A 21905-nucleotide genomic window follows, 5' to 3' on the forward strand; every position below is an offset into this window, starting at 1 on the left:
TCACGGGCCTTCGAGGTTGCCCAGCAAGATGGATGTCATGTCAGTGGCGATCACGCCATCGACGGCCGCCACGGAAACTCCGGTGTCATACGAAACGTTGTGCCGCGTGATGCCGGACAGGTCGGCGTTCTGATCCAGAAAGACCCACTCGGGCTCGTGCAATGACGGCATGCCGACGGCCACTTGCAGGATCACCAGTGCATCCATAGCCGTCACCTTGCCATCACCCGTGATATCGGCGGCGATCAGATCTTCGGGGCTTGCTGGACCCCATGTCGGATCCATGCCGACCGAGATTCGCAGAACCTGCAGGGAATCCAGCGCGGTGATTTCGCGCGTGGCATTGGAGTAGGTTTTGATGATGTCCAGATGGCCGTTCAGGGTTCCGTCCGGAAGGCCCAGATCGAACTGCCCCTGCCCGTCCGCCTGCGCCGTGATCGTCGCGTTGCCGGAGGGCGTGAACCGGATTTCGGCATCGGTGAGGCCCGGATTCGCGGTTCGCGAGTCGATCGAAACGAGACCGACCACCCCACCCGAGGATTGCGGGCTGGCAAACACGCCGTAGTCGACCGGCATGTGATCGGGACCCTGAAACCCTGCACCGAACATAGCCGCACCGTCCAGCGGCGACCCGTCGGCCGAGACGACATGAATCGTCTCGTTGCGATAGTCAATCTGCGCACCCTGCGCGGTCGAGGCCACGGTCAACTGGCCGGGATTGCGCAGCAGCAGATAGTCGAACAGGTCCAGGCGGTCGGTGCCAGCCTGGAAATCGGTGATCGTGGTTGGCCCGCTGCCGGACCGCATGACGAAGATGTCGGCACCCGATCCGCCGGTCAGGGTTGTCGCGCCACGCCCGGCAATCAGGATGTCGTCTCCGGCCCCGCCCTGCACGACAGTATCCAGAACGCCACCGCTCAGCATGTCGTCCTGCGCGGTGCCGGTCACGGTGCCATAGCCTTCGGCAACCACGCCCAAATCCTGCAGAGACACGCTCAGTTGGGTCAAGCCCGGCTCCTGCTGCGAGCCGGCAAAGATCTGCAACTCGTTTCCGACATGGGCAACTTCGATCACCTCGACATTCTGAAGGCCGCTGGCCAGCGTATCGGCAAAGCTGTCTAGATAGACCAGCTTGCCATCCGGCGTCATCGTCAGCAGCGTGACCCCGTCGTCGCCGCCACCGGCCACCACGAAAACATGGCCGCCTGCTTCGACGACCTTCATGTCCTGAACCGATCCGAACCGGGTGCCAAGCGTGTCGAGGGCATGGTCGGTTGGAACCAGGCTGCCATCCGCGCCCAACCGCATGACGCTGATCGAGTTGCTGCCCGACCCCGCAACCAGAACCCAGGTCTGGCCATGGGCCTGCACGATCTCGAGCGCCGTGGGCGTATGGATGCCCAAAGTCGCGAGCGATGCGCCCGTATCGGTCAGGCTCAGACTGCCCGTCATCGGGTCGACTCCGAAGACCCGAACCGTGCTGTCGGCTGCATTGGCCGCAACCACGAATGAACTCGGGCCAACCTGTGCGGCCTGCATCGAATCAGCCTGACCGGCGAGGGACCCAACCTCGAAAAGCGCTCCGTTCGTTTCGATCCGGTATGTCGTGACCTGCGCAGTATCTTGATGGGAAACCGTTACGAATTCGCTTGCCCCGGCGGAGTACTGAACCAGGCTCGTCACGTCCCCACCTCCCGAAACCGCGGCGGCTTCGCCCAAGGCCCCGATCGTGCCGTTCCCGTTCAGCTGATAGCCGACAAGCCCCGTCGCGGTGTCGATATCCAGCACGATCCAGTCTTGGGCGCCAAAGGTTACGGGCTGCCCGAACCGCCCGGCCTGAAGGGCAATCGTACTGCCGAAATACTGATCATCATGGAACACGGGCGCGCCGCCCGCTGTCAGTTCCCAAACCGAAATCCCGCCTGTCGCGCCAGTCACGCCGTATAGGTACGTGACACCGTTAAACGTTTTTAAAGCCGTATCGCCGATACCGGAATCGAGCGCCGGGCTTCCCGTTGCCACCACTCTTTCGAACTGAAGATTCACTTTCGATTTCCCCCACGCCACTTGCGGCACACGTCAAGGGTCATCCGAAAGAGAAGCAGGGATCAGAACGAAAATGTGGTGAAAACGAGGATTTCGGTTCCAGTTTTAAACAACTTTTTGGGTTCGACCGCATGAGGAAACAGGCGACAGGAACGAAGATCGAAACACGCTGCGTCTCTACCTGCCGACCTGCTGTTTGTGGCCACCGATCGTGAGGGCATCATGACGATGAAACAAGGTTCGCAAAAGGCCTCTTTGGCTGACAAGGCACCGGAAACGGGCAACGATATCACAGCCCGCCACCTGATTGAAAAACAGCTGCGCAAATGGGCCGGTCGCGGCTTTGCGGGCGGTCTCGTTTCGACCTTGCTGGCCCTCCCTGCATTGGCCCAGGCCAGCCGAGAGGAACTGGACTCGTTTCAGTTCGCCGAAGTGTTGCCCGGCGTCCGGTCGGTAAAACTGCTTGAGAATGGCGACGTCCAACTCAAGATGCTTGACGGCCGAACTGTTGTCGTGGCGGCCGAAGACGTGCGCGTACTGGACGGCGGCGCGATCATGATCGCCGAGGGCGTCGCCGTCGAGATTGCCCAGTTCGCCGCCGCAGCCGAAGCCGCAGCCGCTGGGGCCGCAGCCGGAGGCGGAGTCGGCGCAGCCGGCGCGGTGTTAGGCGGCATAGGCCTTGCCGGCGCGGCTGCCGCCGGCGGGGGTGGCGGCGGGGATGAAACGCCCGAGCCAAGCCCGATCCCGGCCCCCGAACCGGCACCCGTCACACCTTCTGTCCCTGCGCCCCCCAGCCTGAACCTTGCCGAACTTCAAGGCGCGTCGCTCAACAGTGTCAGCACAGGGGCAGAGGCAGCGGCGGGGGCTGCCGCCGTGGAGGTAACAATCGGCTCGGTCACCACAATCGCCGCGCCCGCGCCCGATGGCACATGGAGCGTATCGCTGACGCAGGCCGAGGCCGCGGGGCTGCCACAGGGGGTGACGACCGTTACGGTCCGCAGCTTGGACAGTGATGGAAACGAAATATCGGTCGCCACGGCGGATTTCACGGTCGACACGATTGCCCCGACGATCTCGATCACCGGGTTTTCAGACGGTGCGGTCATGAACGCCGCCGAAAGCGGTACGGATCTGACTGTCACCGGAGTCACAAACGCCGAAGACGGGCAGACCGTCTCTGTGAACCTCAATGGCCAGAACTATTCCGGAACGGTGTCAGGCGGCACCTGGAACGTCACCATCCCGGCCGCGGATCTCTCGTCCTTGCCCGACGGAGCGGTCATTTCCGTAACTGCAGATGTCGAAGATCGCGCCGGGAACCCAGCTCTTCAGGCGACAGGCAGTTTCAACACCGACTTCACCGATCCCACAGTGACCCTTGACCCCGTGGCCGGTGGGCAGATCGACCTTGCCGATGTCGGCGCGGACCTGACCCTGACCGGCACGTCTACAGCGGAAGACGGACAGGCCGTCACTGTCACCTTCGCCGGAAACAAGTATTCCGGCACCGTCTCTGGCGGTGCGTGGTCAGTTACCGTCCCCGTCGCGGATCTGGCGACCTTGTCCACCGGAGTTCCGGTAGACGTCAGCGTCACCGTCGACGACGCCGCCGGCAATCCGGCACCGCCGGTGTCGGCCTCGGTTCCAGTCGATTTGACCGGCCCGTCCATATCCATCGCTCCTCTGTCGGTCGGAGCAGTCATAAATGCCACGGAAGCCGGCTCGGATCTTGTGATCTCGGGAACCACGGGCAACGTGACCGACGGCCAAACCGTAACGGTGACCCTGGACGGACAACCCTATGTCGGTACGGTCGCGTCCGGAAGTTGGAGCGTCACCGTCCCAAGCACTGATCTGATGGCGCTGGCGGATGGTGGCAGTTTCACCATCACCGCCGACGTGATTGATGCGGACGGCCTGTCTGCGCCTCAGGCCAGCATCGGGTTGTCCAAGGACGCCACCGCGCCCGTGGTCACCATCGACGCGCTTTCCGACGGCGCCGTCATGAATGCGGCCGAGCAGGCCACGGACCTCACCGTCTCCGGCTCGACGACCGCCGATGATGGGCAGGCCGTGACCGTCAACCTGAACGGACAGAATTATTCCGCGTCCGCAACCGGTGGAAGCTGGGCAGTGACCGTTCCGACGGCTGACCTGGCCGCGCTCGCCGACGGGTCCACGATCTCTGTCACGGCGGATGTCTCGGATGCTGCCGGCAACCCTGCTACTCAGGCATCTACCAGTTTCGACACGGATTTCACGGCCCCGACGCTGGCGATTTCGGGCATTTCGACCGGAGCGGTGATGAATGCAACCGAACGGGCTGGCGGTCTTTCGGTCAACGGAACGACGGATGCGCCGGACGGATCGATCGTATCCATCAGCATCGCCCGGGCCGATGGCACGGTCGACGCGACCGGCTCCGCAACCGTCAGCGGCGGCGCCTGGAGCTTCGTGGCGACCAGTGTGGACATCTCCTCGTTGCAGGACGCCGAAGCGTACAACGTTACCGCGACAGTAACCGATCCAGCCGGAAACACCCAAAGCGCGACCACCGGCTTCGCAACCGACTATTCGGCGCCGACGATCACGGTGGACCCGCTACTTGTGGGCGCGACACTTGATGTCGTCGAGAGAGGTTCAGACCTGCCGGTTTCGGGTTCGACCACAGCCGAAGACGGGCAGACGGTCACTGTATCGTTGAACGGTCAGACCTACACGGCCACCGCCAATGGTGGAAGCTGGACAGCGACGATTCCGGCGTCGGACCTTTCAGGTCTTTCGGATGGCGGAAACTACACGATCACGGCCACGGTCGCAGACGCTGCAGGGAACCCGGCCTCGGCCACGCCCGCGAATTTCGCGACCGATTTCCGTCCGATCCTTTTGCTGGACCCGGTGGGCACAAACGACAGCATCGCTCTGGCCGACGCGCAAGCGAACGGCACTGTGATCAGAGGAACGTCGTACGGCCTCGCCCCCGGCCAGTCGGTGGATGTAACCGTCAACTCCAACGTAGTGGGCGCCGCTACCATCGCAGCAGACGGGTCATGGAGCATCTCGGTCCCGGCCGCGTCTTTCGCAGGGCTCGACGGCGGCGACGCCATCGACGTTCAGGCTACGGCAAGCGTCGCAACAGGGCCTGACCCCGTGCCCGTCAGTGACCAGGTTTTCGCGCATGTACCCTCGGCTTACACGATCGCCGAAATCGGCCGAACCGGGTCCGAAGTCACACTGGCCGTCTACGCCGACGCAGACCGCGATATCTCCAGCGGCATCGATTACAATGTCGACGCGACCTTCGACCCGACGGTCGTCACCTTCAACGCCGGATCGACGGTTCCAAACCCCGAACTCTTTTCGGAGCTCACTTATTCACCCGGTCCGGGCGCCGTCAACTTTGCCGGTACAGCCCTGACCTTCACCGACCTGTCGCAACCGCTGTTCACCTTCACGATGACGGTGCAAGATCCTTCTCAGCCCATCGCTCTGGCAATAACGACACCGAATGGCGGACCAGCCAAATGGCAAATGGGAACCGATGGCGCCGATATCCTGTCGACCTCGAATGTGGACGACGTCGTTCGAGGCGGCGGCGGCGACGACGCAATTAACCTGACGGGCGCCGGGCGCGATCTGGTCGTGTTTGAAGCGGACCCCGCGATCAACGGCACGGATACAATCACCGGCTTCAATCTTGGTCCGGCGACGGATGTGACCGATGCATTGCTCTTCAGCGGGCTTGATGCTTCGACCTTGCGCGGAAGCGGGACAGATATCGAGATTGTGGAGCTGGGAGGTTCTCTTGGCGCGAACACCGGCTTTGTCGGACTGAACACCCAACTGGCCGATCTCGATGTGGGAACCTTGACGACCGCAGCCGAAGGCTTGGGTGGCGCTCAGTCTGGCGATGAGATCTATCTGATGGCCACCGACGGAACCGACAGCGTGCTGGCCAAGGTGGACTATACAGCCCCGGGAACGGCCTCTGTCGACATGATCGCGCACTTCCAGGGGGTTGGCGATCTCGGAAGCCTCAGCAGCGACAACATCCTGCACACGGATCCCACCGGCGCGACCGCCTGATCCAGCGAAAGAGCATGCAACATCCCCAAGGGGGTGTTGCCCATAGCGAGCATCGAGAGGGAAAATGGTTCAGAACGACCGGGTCGCAGTGACCACACAGAGACATTCCAAATGCTCTTGGCATCGGTTCACATCCTATGATTTCGCCCGAACCATGGCAGTTTGCGAGGTCGTTGCCTCAGAAATCCCGATCGTCGCAGCTTCGTTTCCGATCGGGTTTCTCTCCGACGGCGAATCGCTGCGACCGGTCTGCATCATGTCTGTCTTGGAAGGGGAACCAAACCCCTTCGTCGCAAACGACGGCCGATGGTTGGCACCATATGTGCCGTCTGTCCTGCGGTGTCACCCCTTTTTCGCGGCGCCGGCCGACCCTCGGAAAGCCGGGCACGAGAGCACCTTTACCTTGCTTGTGGACGAAACGACGGGCCTTGTCACACCAGATTCGACAGGACTGCCGTTTTTCACGTCCGACATGGCGCCCTCGCAAGAGCTTGGGACAGTCGTCGACTTCATGCGACACTATTTGGCGGAGCAGAGAGCGGCTGAGTCCGCCTGCGCCGTCCTTGCCGAGCTCAAGCTGTTTGCACCCTTGCAATCAGGTGTGCCGCTGAGCCTGGATTTGCCTCTTTGCGGCATCGATTTCACGCGTTTGGCCGAGTTGTCACCGCCCGAAACCTCGCTGATGATGACGAGTGGCGCAATGCAGATCGCATACAGCCATCGGGTTTCGCTCGCTCATTGTGAATGGTTGGGCAAGTTGCAGATGGCCGCCGGCCGAACTCAATCAGCTTGCGCAACCTCCCAGCCGTCGGAACTGGACGGGTTCCTCACTGCGCTCGCTACGGCACAATCCAAGGCCGAAAACGAGGCTTCCCATGCATTTGTTTGAACGGTCTGCGCAGAAAGTACTTGGCTGCATTCTTTTGGCTCTTGTCTCCGCGTGCGAACCCGTGCCGGATCTGGCGCCAGTCGAAATGGCCTTCTCGGCCGGCACGGCCGGAGCGGGCGCTACCGAACCGTCTGAGCGACTGACCAGCAGCGAGTTCGGCCGCCGCATCCGCCAGGCGGTGGAATCCAGTCCGACGCTTGCGAAGTCAAATACGGAAATCGACCTGGCACGCGCGAACCGGGACGTCGCCGAAGGTGCATTTCTGCCGCAGCTGTCCTTGGGATTGAATGCGCGTTCCGAGCGCGTGGATTCGAATGTTTCTGACCTATCGCCCTATCTACGCGTCTCTCAATTAGTCTATGACGGCGGCGCGGCCTCTAGCAATCTGGCCGCTGCTCGGGCCAGGATTTTGGAAAGCCGCGGCAGCCAATTGCAGACGGCTTCCGCGACCGCATTGGCCGCAATCGAGGCCTATGTTTCGGTTCTGAACCGGCGCGAGCTTGTTGACATTGCTCGGCAGAATGTAGCGGCGCACGAACAGATCGAACGGCAGATTTCCGAGAGGACCGACATCGGAGCCGGATCGACTGCCGACCTTCTGACCGCCCGGTCCAGGATTGCAGATGCCCGTACGAAACTGGCCAACGCGCAGGCACAGGCTGATCGGTCCATCGCCCGTTTCCGGGAGATATTCGGCTATGACCCCGGTGCTCTACCCGCTCCGCTTCCCGCGCCCGTTTTAAACAGAAGCGACAGCCAGATCGTGCTGAACAGCCCACAGGTTCGACGCACGGATGCGGCGCTTCTTGCCGCTAGGGCCGAGCAGTCGGCGGCCTTGTCCAGGCGCCAACCGGATATTCGCGTATCCGCCTTCGCCAACCAGGACGACAACCATGACGCGAATTTCGGAGTGGACCTGTCCGTCAATTACGAGATTGACAGCACCGGCAAACGGCGAGCCGAAATCGCCGCTGCCTCGGCGCGCATCAAGCAGGCGGAATTCGAGCGGGAAACGCTGATCCGCGAAATCGGCCGCGAACTTGGCTTCATTCGGTCAGACCAGAAAGCCGGTGCGGAACGACTGAAAGAGGCGCGCCGCGCCGTTCAGGCAAACATCCAGAATGTTTCGGCGATGCAAGAGCAGTTCAAGATCGGCCGCAGCAGCCTGATCGAAATTCTGGATGCACAACGCGATCTGGTCGCCGCGCAGGAGCGGATGATCCTCGCCGAGCAGAACTTTTTCCTGACCAATTACGCCGCCATCAGCCTGACCGGCGACATCCTCGACCTGTTTGATATCCAACTGGAAAACTGGAACGGCATGCCATGACCTCGGAGCGCCCGGAACCCACAAAGCCGAACTTCAAAGCACTGGAGCGTTGCCTTCTGCACATCGCAGCCGAATTGGGGCGGCCACTGACGCCATCGCGGGTCATTGCGGCCCAGCACAACCCGGAAAAGGGGTTGAACGTCAAAGAGACATTGGCTCTCGCTCAGGATGCCGGCCTGCAAGCCGGTTTTGGTGCACGTCGACTGGAAGACTTCGACGATGTGCTGGCACCTGCCGTTCTCTTGATGCAGGGCGACAAGGCGGTCGTCTATCATGGACGGGGTCACGGCGGAGACCTGTTGATCTTTGACCCTGAACTGGACAATGGCGTTGCGGAAATGCCCCAAGAGACGGTTGCCTCGCTTTATTCCGGTTATGCCATATTGTTCCGTAAGGCCCACAGGGACGGTCCGAAGCCGGACACCAGGGACGACGGTCACTGGTTCTGGTCGGCCCTGATGGCGAACCGCTGGTCCTATGCGCAAGTGGCTCTGGCTGCCGCCATGACCAACTTTCTGGGTCTGGCCACATCGGTCTTCATCATGGTCGTCTACGACCGGGTACTTCCCAACGAGGCGACGGAATCCCTTGTCGCGCTGACGGTCGGCGTCGGTCTTGCGTTGCTGTTTGATTTCATCCTCAAGATCTTGCGGGCCGGGTTCATCGACAGGGCCGGCCAGAGGGCCGACATGTTGATGGGGCGACGGATCTTCAACCAGATTCTGAACATCCGGATGCAATCGCGCCCCGGGTCGATTGGCGCCATAGCGAGCACCGTCCGCGAATTCGAAACCTTGCGCGAGTTCTTTACGTCAGCCACGCTGGTTGCCGTCGTCGACCTGCCCTTCATCGCGTTGTTCATTTTCGCGATCTACATGGTGGGCGGTCAATTGGCGGCCATTCCGGCGCTGGCGGTGCCTGCGGTCCTGCTGGCGGGCTTGGTGGTGCAACCCTTTCTTTCCCGGCTCGCGGCACGGAATTTTGACGAAGGGCAGTCCAAGCAATCAGTATTGGTGGAAACTCTGGCCGGTCTAGAGACGATCAAGACCACGACGGCCTCGAACCGGATGCGCAAGCGCTGGGAAGAGGCGGTCGAGCGGCATTCGCAAAACGGGATCAAGAGCCGGGCGATCACCCAGTTCGCGCTTAGCCTGACCGGATTCGTGCAACAGGCCGCGCAGGTTCTCATCGTCTTCTACGGGGTATTCCTGATTGCCGACGGTCACGCCAGCATGGGTGCCCTCGTTGCATCGGTCATGTTGACCGGTCGGGCCCTGGCCCCGCTGGGGCAGGTGGCGCAAACACTGACGCGGGTCAATCAGGCGCGCAGCGCCTATCGCAACCTGCAATCTCTGATGTCGGCAGACTGCGAACAGCCAGCAGGACGAACCTGGATCAGCCGGCCCGGCTTTGCAGGCCGCGTTTCCTTCAATAACGTCTGCTTCGCCTATCCCGGTCAGGAAGAAGATACGCTGCGAAACGTGACCTTCACCATCGAACCCGGGGAAAAGGTCGCAATTCTTGGGCAGATCGGCTCGGGCAAGAGCACAATTGCCCGGTTGCTTCTGGGACTGTACCAGCCGCGATCGGGGTCGGTTCTTCTGGACAATATCGACATCCGGCAGATTGACCCGGGCGACCTGCGGAGAAGCATTGGATCGGTTCTGCAGGACATATGGCTGTTTTCAGGATCCGTGCGTGACAACATAGTCAGCGGCGCCTATCGGCCCAGCGAGGAAGACCTGATCCGCGCCGGCCACATCGCCGGAGTCGAAGATTTCGTGAACCGACACCCCAGCGGCTACGACCTGCAACTGGCAGAGCGCGGCGAAGGTCTGTCAGGGGGTCAGAGACAGGCCATCGCCTTGGCACGGGCCTTGATCGGGCGACCACCGGTCCTGATCCTGGATGAACCGACAAGCGCAATGGACGTAAAGTCAGAAGCCGAGATTATCCAGCGCCTCAAGACGGCCACAAAAGGAACCACGACCATCGTCGTCACCCACAGAACCAGCCTTCTAGAGATGGTGGAGCGGGTGATCGTCATCGAGAACGGCAGGATCGCCGCCGACGGCCCCAAGTCGATACTGACCCATCGCGCCCGCAGTACACGGAGGCATCTGAATGTCGCGGCATCCTGATTTTGCTTCCCTTGAGCGGGAACTGCGCGGCCGCCCGGGCGCGCGAGGTTCGGTTCTGCTGCTGGTGACCTTGAGCTGCATCCTGGTTGCGGGTGTCTGGGCGTATACCACCGAACTGGATGATGTCGTACGCGCCGATGGGCGCATTGTACCGTCGGCCGATGTTCAAGTCATCGAGGCCACCGAACCCGGCGTTCTGTTGGCCCTGCATGTTCGCGAGGGTCAGGTCGTCGACAAGAATGAGCTGTTGATGGAATTCGACGCCACGCAACTTGACAGCGACCTGGACCGCGAACGGCAAAAGGCCTTTGGGTTGATGGCAAAGGCACAAAGGCTACAGGCCGAGATCGATGGAACCGATCTGAGGTTTGAGGATGATCTGGTCCGGCAGGCGCCCGAAGTCGTCCAGTCCGAGACGGCCTTGTATCTGGGGCGGCAGGCGGAATTGGCCGATGAGATCGCGATTCTGGAGCGACAACGCGAACAACGCCAGCGCGAGTATGAAGAAGGTCTGGTCGACAAGGTCACGGCGGAGGAAACGCTCAAGGTCCTGGCGGAGGAACGTGCCCTGATCGAACCCCTGGTTAAACGCCAGATGGAGCCGGCGACGACCTTGATGGCCCTGCGCCGCAGCGAAGCCGAATGGAAAGGGCGCAAGGTCAGAGCCGAGGCGGCCACATTGCGGCTGAACACCGGGTTGAGCGAAATCGATGATCGGATCAAGGCCGCCCGCAGCCGGTTTCGTACGTCGGCCTTGACCGACCTTGCCTTGGTCACGGCCGAATTGGCCGCACTGGAGCCGACGCTGCCCGCGCTGGAAAACAGAGCTTCGCGGGCGCAGGTCCGGGCACCGGTCAAAGGAATCGTCAACCGATTGCACCGCAGCACACTGGGCGGCTTGGCCCGAAGCGGAGAGGAGTTGGTCGAGATCGTCCCCTTGGATGACAGCCTGCTGGTCGAAGCCTATGTCCGGCCCGAGGACATTGCGTTTCTGCGTGCAGGCCAGAAGGTCAGGGTCAAGATAACGGCCTATGATTTCGCGCGCTATGGCGCACTTGACGGTGAAATCATCCGCATCGGTGCCGACACGATCACCCGATCCGAGCGCAAAGACGAAGAGGTTTTCGTGGTCGAGGTGCGGACCGAAGACAAGCTGCTGGACGCGGCCGGGAACCCTGTCGAGATCATTCCGGGAATGATCGCCGAGGTCGACATTCTGTCCGGGCGGAAAACCGTCCTGGAATATCTGTTGCAGCCGGTTCTGAAGATCAAGAACCGCGCGTTCAGGGACTAGGGCACGCCAACTGCGTCAATTGGAGGACGTCTTGAACTGTTGGTCGAACAAACCCCGGAATCTGCCGTTCATTTCCAGCAATTCATCCAGATTGCCTTGTTCGACCACCTGCCCGTCTTGCACCACCATGATTTTGTCCGCGCCCAGCACCGTCGACAGCCGGTGCGCGATGACGATCGTGGTGACGTTTTCGGTCAATCTGTCCAAGGCGTCCTTGACCAGGGATTCGGAATCCGCATCCAAAGCACTGGTGGCTTCGTCCAGCAACAGAATCTCGGCCTTGCGCAGAATGGCCCGGGCGATGGCCAGGCGCTGTTTTTGCCCACCCGACAGGAAGGCTCCGTTTTCGCCAACCTGCGTATCATAACCTTTGGGCAGCGCCATGATGAAGTCATGCGCATGCGCAGCACGCGCCGCCTCGATGACCTCTTCGTCGGTGGCATCCGGTCGGGCAAAGCGCAAATTCTCCATCACGGATGTCGAAAACAGGAAAGTGTCCTGGCCTACAAACGAGATTTTGCGCCGCAACGATGCAAAGCTGACATCCTGCAAGTTCTGCCCGTCGATTTCGACGGTACCACTTTTGGGATCGTAGAACCGCATGATCAGGCCGAAGATGGTCGATTTTCCCCCGCCGGATTGCCCCACCAGCGCGGTCGTCTTGCCAGCCTCGAAGGTAGCGCTCAGCTTTCGGATGACCGGGTGCGAACCGCGATACCCGAACGTGACGTCCTTCAGGCGAATTTCACCGGGCCCCGGAGCAAGGTCGATTGCCCCCGGCTTTTCGCGCATCGGGTCTTCCTGATCCAGCAACTGAAACATCATACCGATCGGCACCAATGTGGTTTCGATCGCCACACGCATGCGCGACAGCCGTTTGGCCGGCTCGTAGGCCATCAGAAGAGCCGTGATGAACGACATCAACTGACCCGCCGATGGCGGCTCGCTGCCGGCGAGTCCCATCGTCGAAACCACGAGAACGCCCGCCACCGCCAATCCGGCCAAAAGCTCCATCAAGGGGCTTGCGATCGCCTGCAGCTTGGCGATCGAGTTGGCGCGGCGTTCGACCGAGCGAATGGCGCCATGCATCCGGTCGACCATCATGTCCTCGAGCGCAAAAACCTTGATCACCTTGATGCCGGCCGAAGTTTCCTGAAGCACCTTGATGATCTCTGCCAGCGATTTCAGCTCGGATTCCATGATGACGCGCACGCTTTTCAAAAGCGCCCTCACGCCCCACAGGGCCAATGGCCCCACCACAAAGAACATAACCGACAGAACCGGTTGCTGGTAGACCATCACAAAGACCAGGCCGACCAGCGTCAGGGCGTCTCGAACGAAACTGGTGACGATGACATCCACAAGACGCCGCGCGGCCTGGGCCCCATTGGTCACGCGCATCAAAAGACTGGACGACTCGGTCTTGGCAAAAAAACCGACCCCGCGGGTGATAAGCTTGTCGTAAAGCTTTTCCTGCTGCTCGGCGATGATGCGGTTACCGGCGCGTGCCAGAAACACGGCCTGAGCATAGGAGGCCACCGCCTTGGTGAAAAACAGCGCAACGACCCCGAGCGCAATCCAATAAACCTGCGATTGCATTTCGGGGGTGGTCATCGCGTCCACGATGCTTTCCATCATCCACGCGGTTCCGGCTGTCGTCGCGGCCACGATCGCCATGGCGACCATTGCGATGGCATAAAGCCGCCACTGCGCCCGCAGACTATCGCCCACCAGCCGGCCGATATGGCCGGAGCGCCACTTGGCCCAGGTCTTTCCGATCATCAGGGTCTCCAAACGTTCTGACGCCTTGTTGCGTGTCAGAACCGGATTTGCAAGTTGTCAAAGCGCCGACCGGCAAAGCCGTGCCACGACGCGCAGAAGCCTTCAGTTAGGGGCTGAGCTCGAAAATACCAGTGCCAATGCGGGTTTTCGTCAAAGCATTGGGTGACCAAGACCTGTCGGGCCGTTCGCTCCGAAACTCTATCACCGCCACTCGACGTCGCCCAGAAAGATGTAACCGGCGCCGTAGATGGTCTTGATCAGGCGCGGGTTCTTGGGGTCTTCTCCCAGTTTGGTACGCAGCCGCGATATGCGCACGTCCATCGCCCGGTCAAAGCTTTCGCCCGCAGCCCCGCCCAAAGCCTCCTGCATCTGCGCTCGACTGATCAGGCGTTTGGGGCTTTCCAGGAACAGCCGCAGAACTTCGCCCTCGGCATGGCTGAATGCGGCTTCCTCACCGGTATCAGACAGCAGAACATAGCGGTCGAAACACGCCGTCCAGCCATGGAACCTGGCCACCTGCGATTGCTGCACCTGGGATCTGGGCGCACGCAGACGGGCGCGGATGCGGGCCACCACCTCAGCTGGGTCAAAGGGTTTGGTGATGTAGTCATCGGCCCCCAACTCCAGCCCCGTCACCCGGTCCTGCACCTGTGCCCGACCCGAAATGATGATGACCGCCGCACCCTGTTCAAGCGCCAGCCGGTGCACCAGCGCCAATCCGTCGGTGTCGGGCAGCGACAGGTCCACGAGGCACACATCCGGCGTGACCCGTTTCAGAGACGCTTCGAATTCGCGGGCGCGGGCAAAGCTCTGGGTTCGAAATCCAGCGTCTTCAAGCGCTTCGGTCAGAATCCGGCGGATTTCCGGCTCGTCGTCCAGAATGGTCACCAGGGGTTGCGTCATGAGGCGGCCTCGGTTCGGATCAGCGCGGACAATTGCGCGCGGGTGAAGGGTTTGCGCAGGACCGGCGCCTTGGCAAGAGCTTGACGGTGCAGCGGGTCATCATAGGGCAACGAGGTCATCAGGATCACCGGAATTGGTAGAGCAAGTCGTTCGATCAGATCAATGCCGGTGGCAGTGCCCTCCAGCCGAATATCGGACAAGATCAGCGAGATGTCATTCAAACTGGCGGTCAGTGCCAGCGCCTCATCCGCCGAGGTCGCCTCGATCACCGAAAGACCCAGATCAACCAGCATGTCGCGGAACTGGTGGCGCAGATCGTCGCTGTCTTCGACCAGCAACGCCAGGCCCGACTGGACAGGCGGCGCGGGCCGATAGGGCAGCCGCAGCATTACGGATGCGCCCGAGGGCGTATTGCGCAGTTGCAGGTCTCCACCCGCCAGCTTGACCGTGTCATAGACCATCGGCAGGCCCAGCCCCGACCCCTTGCTGCCCTTGGTGGTGAAAAACGGGTTTAACGCCTTGTCCAGCGCATCGGGTGAAAACCCCGGGCCTGTATCGGACACGGTAATTTCCACCCAGATCCGACCGATCGCATGGGCGCTGATGGTGATCTGCCCGCTACTGCCGCAGGCGTCGCGGGCATTCAGCACAAGATTCAACAACGCGTCCTGAACCATGCCCGGGTCCAACATCAGCGCTTCATCCGGCAGAGTATTGACCACCGATAGCCCCACGCCACGCGGCAAGGAAGGCGAGGCCAGCACCCGCAGATCCTCGAGCAGGCCGCGCATGTCGGTGGCCTGCGGCTGCGGAGTGCGGTTGCCGGTCATGTCGGCGATGCGGTTCAGCAGCTGCCCGCCGCGCCGCGCGGTCTGCTGGGTTGCGACCACAAGCTCGGCGGCGTCTTCGGGCAGGTCCATCTTTTCCAGCTTGGCCTGCATCCCCAGGATGATGGTCAGCAGGTTCGAGAAATCATGCGCCAGCCCGCTGGTCATCTGCGCGGCCATAGCCCGGCGTCGGGTCTGCTGCAGGGCCACGCGGGCCTGAGTTTCCTCGGTGATGTCCACCGACATGATATAGACGCCGCCCGCGCCGTCGGGCGTGAACGAGACACGGATACGGCGTGAATCCTGATCCTCGGTGAATTCGAACACCGAGGCCTGCCCGTCATAGGCCTGTTTCAGATGCGGCCGGACCCGCTCGTAAGCGTGCGCGCCGAGGGCCTGCGAGATGTGCAGACCCAGGATGTCCGACGGCCGCCCCGGCAGGACCGAACTGAGCCGCCGGTTGGAATAATCATACCGCCCCTCGGCATCCAGATGGGCGATATGGGCGGGCATCATCTCGGTGGTCATGCGGGTGCGCGCTTCGATCTCGGTCAGCTGGCGCTTGGCCTCTTCCAGCGCGCTGATCGTGGCGGCCAATTGCCGGTTGGTGGCCGAAAGCTCTTCGGCATGGCTCAGCAACTGGTCCGACAGTTCTTCGGACCGGCTGCGCAGAAGCTCTTCGACCCGTTTGGTGCTGGTTATGTCTGTATAGACGGCAACCCAGCCACCGGTGGGCAGGGGTGCGCCCTCGATCGCGATCACCTGCCCGTTGGGGCGCACGCGTTCCATGTAGTGCGGCTCGAACGCCAAGGCCTGTTCGACCCGGACACTGACCAGATCCTCGACCGATTGGTCGTGACCATATTCCCCGCGGCTGGCCAGAAAATGGATCGTGTCGCTGAACAGCGCGCCCGGCTGCACCAGGCGTTCGGGCAGGTCGAACATTTCCTGAAAACGCTTGTTGCTGACCACAAGGCGCAACTGGTCGTCATAGATCGACAACGCCTGACCAATCAGGTTCAGCCCTGCGGTCGTCATCTCTTTGATGCGCTGTTCGGATATGTCCACGCCGATCCTCCCCTGGGCACAGGCCTATCACCAGTTTTCGGGCAGGTGTAGAGGGGCCGGATGCGACCGGTTGGCCCCTAGCCGGGTTTGCGGGCGATGATCCAGACGGGGTGATAGGTCAGGCGCACGCCTTTGGGGCCGGAAAACGCGGCGCGATAGCGCGTGCTGAAATCGGTCAGGTCGGAGCGGGTCCAGACCTGCGCCGCGCGGCCGTTCACCCCGGTCTCACGCAGGTGGCGCAGCACGTCCAACGGCGTTTCAAACCACAGCGGTTGCCGATCCTGCCACAGGTCGAGGATTTCAACATCGGGGCCGATCCCCGCGGCCAGATCCTCGGGGCCGCACAAACCGGGCGCGCGGGCGGCCGACCCCAGCGCGGAAAGTTCTGCGTACTGGTCGGGGCCAAATCCCGAAATGGCAACCCACCCGCCGGGTGCGACCTGATGCATCGCGCGGCGGACCACGGCAGCCGGATCGTCCAGCCATTGGACCGTCGAGGCCGAGGCAATCAGGTCGGGCCGCGCGGGCCATGTCACATTGCGGATATCGCCCGGCAGGAAATCCGCGCCCCATCGCCGCGCAGTCTCCTGGGCCTCGGCCATCAGGTCGTTGAGCGTGGACCGGGTGAACGAAAACTGCTGGTGCAGCGCCTCGGTCAGATGGCCGGTGCCGCAGCCGATTTCGAACAGGGTGCCAAACTGGCGGGGCGCCCCGAGATCGACCAGCCGCTGCGCCAATGCGCGGGCGATCCGGGCCTGCGGGCCAGCGGCGCAGTGATAGCTGCCGAAGCTGCGGCTGAAACTGCGCCGGATCCGGTCCGTGGGCATGGCGTTCATGCGAACCACTCCGCCCAAGTCTGCCCGGCCGCGAAAGGCTGGTGCGGGCCAGGGATGCGTCGCACGGTGTCCGATTGGCCCCAGGCCACCTCCTGCGCCGCCGTCGGCACGATGCGGTCCGAGGCAGAAATCCAGACCCGGTCGAACCCGGGATCGGGCGCAGGTCCACGCGCCGCGATGGCCCGCAGTTCCTCGGCCGCGACGGCAAAATCGATCCCGGGTGCCGGGCCTTCCAGCCCGCCCCGGCGGCAGAACCGTGCAAAGCTGGCCGCGCTCAGGCCATCGGCCGTGGCCGCGACCGTCTCGGGCGCGATGCCCCGGTCTGCATCAGCCGGAAACAGCGTGCCGTTGACCGCAACCTTGCGGACACAGGTCAGCCCGTGACCCGCCAGCCAATGCGCGGCCGACGCGACCCCGAAGGAATAGGCCAGCAGCCGGACCGTGTCATAGTCGCCGGTTTCGGGCAGGGCGTCGTCGAGGTTGCGATAGTCGTCAACCACCAGAACATCCGCCGCCCCGGTCAGGCGCGTAAACGGCGCAGGCCCCAGCGCCCACCCGCCGAACACCAGCGTCAACTGCGCTCCGCCGTCACGGTTCAGCCAGTGCCGCCTCATGCGTCGCCTCGCGCCAGTTCGGCCATGGCCGCCGTTACCCGGCTCAGCTCGTCGCCCGAGATCACATAGGGCGGCATGCAATAGATGTTGCGCGCAAAGGGGCGTAGCCAGACACCGGTTTCCGGCGCCCGCCGATGGGCGATGCGCGGATCGACCGTGTGCTCCATCTCGATCACGCCGATGGCGCCCAGCACCCGAACATCGGTGACGCCGCGCAGGCCGCGCGCCGGCTCCAGTTCGGCCTTCATCTGAGTCTCAATGGCCCGCACACGGGACTGCCAGCCGTTGTCTTCAAGCAGCCCCAGGCTGGCGCAGCCGGCGGCGCAGGCCAGCGGATTGGCCATGTAGGTTGGGCCGTGCATGAACACGCCGGCCTCGCTGTTGCCGATGCCATAAGCCACCTGTTCGGTGGTCACCGTTGCGGCGAACGAGATATGCCCGCCCGTCAGCGCCTTGCCCAGGCAGATGATGTCCGGCGTCACCCCCGCATAGGTGGTGGCAAACAGCTCTCCGGTCCGGCCGAACCCCGTGGCGATTTCATCGAAGATAACCAGAACGTCATGGGCCTGACACAATGCCTTGGCCCGGCGCAGCCACTTGGGGTGATAGAAATACATGCCGCCCGCGCCCTGCACGACCGGTTCAAGCACCAGCGCAGCCAGCCGGTGCGCCTTGTCCCGCAGCAACTGTTCCAAGGCGTCGAGCCCGTTCTGCGCGGAGTCCTCTGGCCAGTCATCGCCCAGACGGACGGACGGGCGCGGCAGAAAGTGCTGGATCGACAGCGCGCCGCGGAACAGCCCGTGCATGCCGTTGACCGGGTCGCAGACGCTCATCGCCTTCCAGGTGTCGCCGTGATAGCCGCCACGGATCGTGGCGAACTCGACCTTGTCGGTGCGGCCATGGGCCATCTGGAACTGCACCGCCATCTTCATCGCCACCTCGATCGAGACCGAGCCGCTGTCGCAATAGAAGATCCGGTCCAGCCCCTCGGGCAGCAGGGCCACCATCTTGCGGCCCAGATCAATGGCGGGCCGATGGGTCAGGCCTCCGAACATGACATGGGGCATCCGGTCCAGCTGCTGCTGCATGGCGGCTGTGATCGCCGGGTGACGGTGCCCATGGATGGCGCACCACCACGAGGACATGGCGTCGATCATCTTCACCCCATCCTCGCGGTACAGATACACGCCCTCGGCCCGGTCGATCAGATGCATCGGGCCCGGGTCGGCCACGTTCGTATAGGGGTGCCATAAGTGGCGGGCGTCAAACTCGAACGGGGTCACAGGGCACCTCGGATCGTGTCCATGTCGATCGCCTCGAACGCGCGGCGCAGGGTGGCGGGTGTCAGATTCTCGATCCGGCCGAGGCGTCCAACGTGGGGCACCTGCGACATCTGGGCGATGGTCTGTTCGACCTCGGGTTCGGGGTCTCCGATGAAGGCCACACCGACCACCGGGCAACCGGCGCCGCGCAGCGCCATCAGCGACAGGGTCGTGTGGTTGATCGTGCCCAAGGCCGTTCGGGCCACCAGAATCACGGGTGCTTGCCAGCGGGCGAACAGGTCAAGGTAATAGGCCTGCCGGGTCAGCGGCACCATGACACCCCCAGCCCCTTCGACCACCAGCGGGCCATTGGTCTGCGGCAGGGTCAGTCGGTTCAGGTCGATCTCGACCCCCTCGGCCTCGGCCGACAGGTGCGGCGAGGCGGGCAGGTTCAGCAGATACGCCTCGGGCAAGACCGGTTGGCCGGACAGGCGCGCCACGATCTGGCTGTCGGTCTCTTCCTCAAGCCCCGATTGCACGGGCTTCCAGTACTGCGCGCCAAGGGCCGCAGTCAGCCCGGCGGAAAACACGGTCTTGCCGACACCGGTGTCGGTTCCGGTCACGATCACTGTGGTCATGCGGTTCCTGCCTGTTGTTCGGCGATGGCCTGAAACACCGCCGTGATGTCCTGCGCGCCGACGTTGCCGGTGATCGAGACCCGCAGTCGCGAGCTGCCTCGTGGTACGGTGGGCGGGCGGATGCCGCGCACGTCAAACCCCATCTGCTGGAGTTCCGCCGCGCGATCCATCGTGGCCGCGTCCTCGCCCACGATGACGGGCATGATCTGGCTGTGAAATCCGGTCAGACCGCACAGGCGTGCGGCTTCGGCATGGGCATGGGCCATCCGGTCGCGCGCGGCCAATGTCAGGCCCGGGTCCTGTCCGACGGCCCGCAACGCGCCCCGCACGATGGCGGCGTCCAATGGCGACGGGGCTGTCGCAAAGATGAACGGCCGTGCCCGGTTGATCAGGGTGTCAATCATTTCACGCGGTCCGCAGATCAACCCGCCGCTGGCGCCCAGCCCCTTGCCGCAGGTGTGCAGTGTCAGCATCTCGGCGTCCAACCCATGGGCCAGTCCCTGCCCGTTCGGGCCGAAGACGCCCGTGGCGTGGGCCTCGTCCACCACCAGCACTGCCTGCTCGGCTCGGGCCAGTTCGGCCAGGGCGTTCAACGGGGCCAGATCGCCCTCCATCGAATAGACGCTTTCGACCGCGATCCAGACCTGGCCCGTGCCGCCTTGCGCACGCCAATCGGCCAGCACCGCGCGGGCCGCCGAAATGTCGTTATGCGCAAAGCCACGGGTGTCGGCCCGACCCAAGCGCATCCCTTCATGCGCGCTGGCATGGACCAACTCGTCATGCAGGATCAGATCCCCGGCCGCCGGCAGGGTCGAGAAAATGGCTTGATTGGCCTGAAACCCGCCGCCCATGTATAGCGCCGCCTCGGCGCCGAAAAAGGCGGCGGCCTCGGCTTCCAGCGCCTCATGCTCGGGGTGGTTGCCGCGCAACAGGCGCGATCCGCCGGAACCCAGCGGAACGCCCCGGTCCAGCGCGTTCTGCGCCGCACGTTTCAGAACATCGGACCCGGCCAGGCCCAGATAGTCGTTGGATGCGAAATCCAGCCCAGTGCGGGGCGCAAGCCTGCGCAGCCGATGGCGCGTTTCCAGCACCTTCAGCGCATTGCCCAGCCTTGCGATCGCTGTCATTCGGCCGCGTCCACGCGGGCCTCGGACTCCGCCTCCATCGGCTGGATGCCCAGCTTGGCGAACAGGATCGCGTCCTTGCTTTCCTCTGGATTCTCGGCGGTCAACAGCGTGTCGCCGGCAAAGATCGAGTTGGCACCGGCAAAAAAGCACATTGCCTGCATCTCGTCGCTCATGTCGCTGCGGCCAGCGGACAGGCGGACATGGGATTTCGGCATCATGATCCGCGCCAGCGCGATGATGCGCACGAAATCGATCGGATCGACCGGCTTGGCGTCGGCCAGCGGGGTATCGGGTTGCGGCATCAGCATGTTGATCGGCACCGAATCCGGCGGCTCGGGCAGGTTGGCCAGCGTGACCAGCATGTCGATCCGGTCCTCGCCGTTTTCGCCCATGCCCAGAATGCCGCCCGAGCAGACCTTCATCCCCGCCTCGCGCACGCGGTTCAGCGTGTCGATCCGGTCGGCAAAGGTGCGGGTGGTGATGACCTCGGGGTAGTAACGCTCGGACGTGTCGATGTTGTGGTTGTAATAATCCAGCCCGGCATCGCGCAGCTGCACCACCTGGGTGTCGTCCAGCATACCCAGAGTCATGCAGGTTTCCATGCCCATCGCCTTGACGCCCTGAATCATCGCCACCAGCGCATCCATGTCGCGCGCCTTGGGCTCACGCCAGGCGGCGCCCATACAGAACCGGGTCGAGCCGGACTCGCGGGCCTTGCGGGCCTCGGCCAGAACGCGTTCGACCTCGATCAGTTTCGAGGCGCTCAGCTTGGAGCCGTTGCGCGCGGATTGCGAGCAATAGGCGCAATCCTCGGCGCAGCCGCCGGTCTTGATCGACAGAAGCCGCGACATCTGCACCTTGTTGGGGTCAAAATTCTCGCGATGTACGGTCTGCGCCCGATACAGAAGATCCATCAGCGGCAGGTCATAGATGGCCTGAGCGGTTTCGCGGGTCCAGGTGTTCGATGTAGCCGACATTTTATAGATAATTTTTCCCGATGATTCAGATTTACTCGGGTTTATCAATAAAGCCGGAAAACGCAACATCCGCGATGTCACAGGG

Annotated in this window: 15 protein-coding genes; 5 read left to right on the forward strand and 10 right to left on the reverse strand. The window is 62.9% G+C overall.

What is annotated here, in order from left to right:
• Positions 1 to 1938, reverse strand: coding sequence for a M10 family metallopeptidase C-terminal domain-containing protein (locus AC2FMN_RS00325; RefSeq protein ID WP_496685233.1), 1938 nt, complete (start codon positions 1936 to 1938; stop codon positions 1 to 3).
• Between the two features lie 330 nt (positions 1939 to 2268).
• Here AC2FMN_RS00325 and AC2FMN_RS00330 point away from each other — a divergent pair, with 330 nt between their 5' ends.
• The 5 genes from AC2FMN_RS00330 (at position 2269) to AC2FMN_RS00350 (ending at position 11786) form a co-directional block, all read left to right on the forward strand.
• Positions 2269 to 6132 (forward strand): beta strand repeat-containing protein, encoded by a 3864-nt coding sequence (locus AC2FMN_RS00330; protein WP_496685234.1) that lies wholly within the window; start codon positions 2269 to 2271, stop codon positions 6130 to 6132.
• Positions 6133 to 6196: 64 nt separating this feature from the next.
• Positions 6197 to 7021, forward strand: coding sequence for a SapC family protein (locus AC2FMN_RS00335; protein WP_496685237.1), 825 nt, complete (start codon positions 6197 to 6199; stop codon positions 7019 to 7021).
• Complete coding sequence (locus tag AC2FMN_RS00340) at positions 7008 to 8351, forward strand: TolC family protein (protein WP_496685240.1); 1344 nt, start codon at positions 7008 to 7010, stop codon at positions 8349 to 8351. The genes AC2FMN_RS00335 and AC2FMN_RS00340 overlap by 14 nt, the downstream gene beginning before the upstream one ends.
• Positions 8348 to 10492, forward strand: a complete 2145-nt coding sequence (locus AC2FMN_RS00345; RefSeq protein ID WP_496685243.1) for a type I secretion system permease/ATPase — start codon at positions 8348 to 8350, stop codon at positions 10490 to 10492. The genes AC2FMN_RS00340 and AC2FMN_RS00345 overlap by 4 nt, the downstream gene beginning before the upstream one ends.
• Entirely contained in the window at positions 10476 to 11786 is a 1311-nt protein-coding gene (locus AC2FMN_RS00350; RefSeq protein ID WP_496685246.1) for an HlyD family type I secretion periplasmic adaptor subunit, read from the forward strand. Before AC2FMN_RS00345 ends, AC2FMN_RS00350 begins: the two co-directional genes overlap by 17 nt.
• A 15-nt stretch (positions 11787 to 11801) precedes the next feature.
• Here AC2FMN_RS00350 and AC2FMN_RS00355 read toward each other — a convergent pair whose 3' ends face one another.
• From AC2FMN_RS00355 to bioB, 9 genes are all read right to left on the reverse strand, one after another.
• Positions 11802 to 13568: an ABC transporter ATP-binding protein gene (locus AC2FMN_RS00355; protein WP_496681476.1), complete on the reverse strand. Its 1767-nt coding sequence runs from the start codon at positions 13566 to 13568 to the stop codon at positions 11802 to 11804.
• A gap of 201 nt (positions 13569 to 13769) precedes the next feature.
• Complete coding sequence (locus AC2FMN_RS00360) at positions 13770 to 14471, reverse strand: response regulator transcription factor (protein WP_496685249.1); 702 nt, start codon at positions 14469 to 14471, stop codon at positions 13770 to 13772.
• Positions 14468 to 16336, reverse strand: a complete 1869-nt coding sequence (locus AC2FMN_RS00365) for a PAS-domain containing protein (RefSeq protein WP_496685738.1) — start codon at positions 16334 to 16336, stop codon at positions 14468 to 14470. The genes AC2FMN_RS00360 and AC2FMN_RS00365 overlap by 4 nt, the downstream gene beginning before the upstream one ends.
• Positions 16337 to 16443: 107 nt before the next feature.
• Complete coding sequence (locus tag AC2FMN_RS00370) at positions 16444 to 17202, reverse strand: methyltransferase domain-containing protein (protein ID WP_496685251.1); 759 nt, start codon at positions 17200 to 17202, stop codon at positions 16444 to 16446.
• Positions 17199 to 17816, reverse strand: coding sequence for a pimeloyl-ACP methyl esterase BioG family protein (locus tag AC2FMN_RS00375; protein ID WP_496685253.1), 618 nt, complete (start codon positions 17814 to 17816; stop codon positions 17199 to 17201). The genes AC2FMN_RS00370 and AC2FMN_RS00375 overlap by 4 nt, the downstream gene beginning before the upstream one ends.
• Entirely contained in the window at positions 17813 to 19099 is a 1287-nt protein-coding gene (bioA, locus tag AC2FMN_RS00380; protein ID WP_496685254.1) for an adenosylmethionine--8-amino-7-oxononanoate transaminase, read from the reverse strand. Before bioA ends, AC2FMN_RS00375 begins: the two co-directional genes overlap by 4 nt.
• Complete coding sequence (gene bioD, locus AC2FMN_RS00385) at positions 19096 to 19716, reverse strand: dethiobiotin synthase (RefSeq protein ID WP_496681487.1); 621 nt, start codon at positions 19714 to 19716, stop codon at positions 19096 to 19098. The genes bioA and bioD overlap by 4 nt, the downstream gene beginning before the upstream one ends.
• Positions 19713 to 20843 carry an 8-amino-7-oxononanoate synthase gene (locus AC2FMN_RS00390; protein ID WP_496685257.1) on the reverse strand — a complete coding sequence of 377 codons (1131 nt, stop codon included), beginning with the start codon at positions 20841 to 20843 and terminating at the stop codon, positions 19713 to 19715. Before AC2FMN_RS00390 ends, bioD begins: the two co-directional genes overlap by 4 nt.
• Entirely contained in the window at positions 20840 to 21820 is a 981-nt protein-coding gene (bioB, locus tag AC2FMN_RS00395) for a biotin synthase BioB (RefSeq protein ID WP_093963112.1), read from the reverse strand. Before bioB ends, AC2FMN_RS00390 begins: the two co-directional genes overlap by 4 nt.
• Between the last annotated feature and the right edge of the window lie 85 nt (positions 21821 to 21905).

The sequence above is a fragment of the Ruegeria sp. BHSC037 genome, assembly GCF_059613045.1.